The sequence below is a fragment of the Streptomyces sp. NPDC025721 genome, assembly GCF_055558595.1.
Map to the genome: position 1 here is coordinate 1 of NZ_JBVHMF010000055.1, position 4,652 is coordinate 4,652.

3 protein-coding genes are annotated in these 4,652 nt (G+C 74.6%); 1 reads left to right on the plus strand and 2 read right to left on the minus strand.

Annotated features, from left to right (window positions below):
• The first annotated feature begins 135 nt into the window (after window positions 1-135).
• Entirely contained in the window at window positions 136-2,268 is a 2,133-nt protein-coding gene (locus tag ACZ4EF_RS36785) for a hypothetical protein (RefSeq protein ID WP_467508554.1), read from the plus strand.
• Between the two features lie 38 nt (window positions 2,269-2,306).
• On the opposite strand, the gene ACZ4EF_RS36790 is transcribed toward ACZ4EF_RS36785, so the two are convergent.
• Both ACZ4EF_RS36790 and ACZ4EF_RS36795 read right to left on the minus strand, forming a co-directional pair.
• Window positions 2,307-3,299 carry an ABC transporter ATP-binding protein gene (locus ACZ4EF_RS36790; RefSeq protein WP_401719734.1) on the minus strand — a complete coding sequence of 331 codons (993 nt, stop codon included), beginning with the start codon at window positions 3,297-3,299 and terminating at the stop codon, window positions 2,307-2,309.
• 231 nt (window positions 3,300-3,530) lie between these two features.
• Window positions 3,531-4,355, minus strand: a complete 825-nt coding sequence (locus tag ACZ4EF_RS36795) for an NAD-dependent epimerase/dehydratase family protein (RefSeq protein ID WP_467508556.1) — start codon at window positions 4,353-4,355, stop codon at window positions 3,531-3,533.
• Between the last annotated feature and the right edge of the window lie 297 nt (window positions 4,356-4,652).

Genomic DNA, 4,652 nt, shown 5'->3' on the forward strand with positions numbered 1-4,652 from the left:
GGAAACTCCCCCCCCGAGTTCGCTTTGCGGGGCGGGCGGGTCTACCATACCGCGGCCGCGTTCGCTCGTTTTTGGCGCGGGCGGGCGCCCCCGCCCCCCCCCCCCCCCCCCCCCCCCCCCCCCCCCCCCGGCACGGTGCTCGCCGTCAGCGCCCTCGTCGGCCTCGACGCCGCCGACCTGCTCGCAGGGGCCGGGGTCGTCGGGCCCCGGGTGACCTGGCAGTTGCGGGCCGACCTGTCGGGAGCGGCGCTCGACCAGGCCCGCGCGCTGGCCGGGCCGCTGTCCCACTACGGCGCGGACCTGAGTGCCGCCCTGTGCCAGGGAACCGACTGGATCTCCGGCGACATCAGCTGCCACGTACGCGGTCAGGCCACCGGGTCCCTGCTGGTGACCGACTTCCTGACGCCGCTGCTCGCCGAGTTCACCGCTCAGGACCATCAGGCCAGGGCGCTGGCGATGTACGCCGTCGACGCGCTGGCCGCCGTCGCGCTGGCGACCGTGGCCGTCGCCGTACGGCTGTTGCTGCGCCGACGGCGGGCGCACCTGCGGTTGCAGCGCGCGCGGGGCGCGTCCACCGCGCGGCTGGTGCTGCTGCGCTGCGCCGTGGCCTGGCCGGTGGTGCTGATCGGCGCTGCGCTCGGCTGGGCGGCCGGTCGGGCCCTGGCTCCCGGCGGCACGTCAGGATCGCCGCAGCCGGTGCCCGCCGCGCTCGCCGCCGCGGTCGTGATGGTGACGGTGCCGCTGATGACGTGGCTCGCGGTCCGCGAGCCGCGCAGGCCCGGCCGACCGCGGCGCTCGCGCCGCCGCGCTGTCACCGGCCGCCGCGTGGTCCTGGAGCTGACGGTGCTGCTCGCGACGACGGCGGGCGTGGTCGCGCTGCGTTCGCAGGGGCCCGACGGGATTCTGGGCGCGGTGCCGGTGCTGGTGGCGCTGGCCGTCGTGCTGCTCCTGCTGCGGATCTCCCCGCTCGCGCTGCGCGTGGTGCTGCGGCGGACCCGGCGCGCCCGGGGAGCGGTGGGCTTCATCGGGGCGGCACGGGCCGCCCACGACGCCCCGGCGACCGGGCTGGCGCTGTTCGTCCTGGTCCTGACGTTGGGGACGGCCGTGTTCGGCGGCCTCGTGCAGCGCACGATCGGCGACGGCCTGGCCGCGGGCGCGGACTGGACCACCGGCGCGGACGCGAGCGCGATCGTGGCCGGGACCGCGAACGGGGCCACGACCGGGACCGCCGCGCCGGGGACCGGCGCAGGCGAGGGCATACGGACCGTCGTCCAGCATCTGCACACCCTCGACCTGGTGGGACAGGTCGACGGCGCGCTGATCACGCAGGTCGCCGTGATCACCGTGGACCCCCGGCAACTGGCCGCCGTGGCACCGAAGTCGCCGCTGGCCAACGCCCTGCTGTCCGGGCTGGCCACCCCGGCGGGAACCCGGATCGACGCGCGCGTCCCGCTGCCGTCCTTCCTCTCGCCCGACCTGCGGGCGCGCGAGCGCACCGGCGGCTTCACCTCCAGCGTCTCGATCCTCGGGCGGCGGCCGGTGGACCTGGTTCTCACGCCGGTCGGCACCCTCACCGGCGCGGACCTGCACGACCCTCTCCTCGGGCCGGTCACGGCGCGGATTCCCGCCGGTACGCCGCTGCTGATCACCACGGCGGGCGCCGAGCACCTGATGCCCGAGCAGTCCTCGGGGAGCACCGTCATGCTGCTCAAGGGCGGCGCTCCCGACGGGACCGCCCCCGCCACGCCCGCCGCGCTGCGGTCGGCGGCGGCCCAGACGCTCGGGCCGCTGGCCCGGATCCGCGTCCGCTCCGAAACGCTGAGCGCCCTGCGCGCGGACGGGCTGACGCGGGGACTCGACACGGCCTACGCCGTCACGTCGATCCTGGCCGCGCTGGCCGGCCTGCTCACGCTCGCCCTGGAACTGACCCTCACCGCGCACGAGCGCGGTCGCACCGCCTCGTTCCTGCGCACGCTCGGGCTCGGCGGCAAGGAGGCCGGGGCGCTGCACTTCCTGCAACTGCTGCCGCTGGCGGTCGCCTCCGCGGTGGGCGGCACGCTGCTCGGGCTGCTCGAACCGCGGCTCATGGCACCGGCGTTGGACCTGCGGCAGTTCACCGGCGGCCCGGCCCAACCGGCCCTGCGCACCGACTACTCGCTGACGCTCGCCCTCGTCGTCGCCGTGACCGCGCTGATCCTGGTCGCCGCCGCGGCCGAGACCGTCCTCGCGCGTCGGCGGCGGCTGGGGGCCGTGCTGCGGCTCACGTGAACGGCCGCGGCTCAGGGTGCGGCCGTCGAGCGCAGGGCTTACGGGGCGCTCTCGGTGGACTCCGTGTCGCCCTCCGTGTCTCCTGCGCCCGCGGCGCTCTCCGCCGCGGACTTCGCCCGCCGCGCGGCCTCGTCCGGCCATACGCCGATGTGGTCGGTCTCCAGGGCCAGCCGCACCCGTTTGCGCATGTGCAGGCGCTCGGTGAACTGGCCGGGCAGTTGCAGCCGCCCGCTGGCGTCCAGTACCGCGAACTCCTCGGCGGTGAGCACCTCGACGCCGTCCTCGCCGGTGGTGACCCGGCGCAGCACCTCGGTCGAGGTGCGGCCGTTGCGGATCCGCACCGTGCGCTGGACCTGCTCGGACACCAGGGCGTCGTGGGTCACCACGATCACGGTGACGCCCAGGTCCTCGTTGGCCCGGCGCAGTGCCGCGAACACCTCGTCGCTGGTGGCGGTGTCGAGTTCGCCGGTGGGTTCGTCGGCGAACAGCACCTGCGGCTCGTTGGCGTTGGCCACGGCGATTGCGACCCGCTGCTGCTCGCCGCCGGAGAGCGTGTCGGGCGTACGGTCCCGGCAGTGTCCGACGGACAGCAGGTCGAGCAATTCCTCGGCCCGCGCCCGGCGTTGGGAGCGTTTGATCCCGGTGTACGTCATCGGAAGCATCACGTTCTCGGCCGCCGAGAGGTAGGGCAGCAGATTGCGCGAGGTCTGCTGCCAGACGAAGCCCACGGTGCCCCGCCGGTAGCTGAGCCGCTCGCGGCGCTTCATCGTCAGCAGGTCGTGTCCGGCGACCGTGGCGGCGCCCGCGGTGGGCACGTCCTGGCCGGAGAGTATGCCCAGCAGGGTGGATTTCCCGGAGCCGGACGCCCCGACCACCGCGATCATCTCGCCCTGGGCCACGGCGAGATCGAGGCCCTGGAGCGCCTGGACCTCGACGCCCTCGGTCTGGTAGATCCGCACCAGGTTCTCGCAGACGACCAGCCCCTCCTCCCGCCGTGGCGCCGCGACGGCCCGCCGCCGCAGCTCGTCCAAGTCCGTTGCCCCGGTGGGCTGTTGGTGAACTGCCACGCGGTCCCCCGATAAGGTGAAGTCTGCGAATCCCACTGTCGGACAGCCGCCAGGGTAATGCGCGAACCCGCCCGGGAGCCGCCGTGCGCGGGACCGGGCCTCGATCAGGGGTCAGCGTCGCCGAGGTCGTCGCGTCCGCTTCGGCCCGCGTCACATCCGCCACGATCCGCATGCCGTCGATCGGACAGCGTGCCGTCAGACCGCGCGGGCGTCCCGCAAGAGTTCCCGGACTCCGCGAACAGGGCGGTAGCCGAAGGCGTTCGTTGCCGCGGTGGAGTCGTACACGCGGTCCAGACGATCCGGCACCGGCCACCCCCGGTCGCGGAACGCCTCGACCACGTCAGGAGCCCGACCGGCGAGGACCGCGCCCGCGTCGCGGTGGAGAGCGACGCAGTCCTCACGCTGGAACACGTGCGGCCCGGAGACGTTGAACGTGCCGGTCACCTCAGAGCGCGTCACGGCCAGGACCCCCGCCGCCGCGACATCGGCCACGTCGACCGCCCGGTGGAGCAGATGGCGGGCGCGTACGGGCAGCGGCTCCGGAAAGCACCGCGCGATGCGCAGCGTGACCGCGGAGACGCCGCAGGCGGCGACCAGGCGTTCCGCGGCCAGCTTGGTCTCGTCGTAGATGTCCCGGGGAAGCGGCGTGAGGTGCTCGTCCACCCAGACGGCGCGGTCCGCGGGCACTAGGGCGTGGCCGTAGACGCTGGTACTGCTGATGTAGAGAACGCGCCGGACACCGAGGCGCGCGGCGTCGTCGAGGAGTTCCGCGGTCATGCCGACGTTCACGGCGCGGAACTCCTCATCGGCCACGCGCCCGACGTGCGGGGCGTGCAGCGCGGCGGTGTGGACCAGGACGTCGGCCGACCGCAGCGCGGCCCGCCGCTCGCGCGGGTCCCGCAGGTCGGCGACGACGCTCGTCCAGCGGCCGGCCACCCTGTCCACGCCGCGGACCTCCCGGCCCGCCGCGTCGAAGGCCGCGGCCAGGGCCGATCCGACCCGGCCCGAGCTTCCCGTCACGACAACCGCCCCGCCAGGGTCCCGCATCCTCCGCTCGGCGCTCACACCCCGATTCTGCCAGCCCCGCGCGGAATCGGTCCGAAGCACCCTACCCGCCGTGCGATGCCGCGCCCGCCTCGACAGGAGACGCCGTCACCCGGCGGTAACCGCGCCTGTCGGCTTGGGCGTCAGGACCGCGAAGGCGAGGAGCGTGGGGCCGGACGGGCCCTAGGTGTATTGATCACGAGCGTTGTTGACATGTCCCGGTGCTTGATCATGGCGAAGACCTCCGGTGTGGTGGAGCTGTCTAGGACTGCA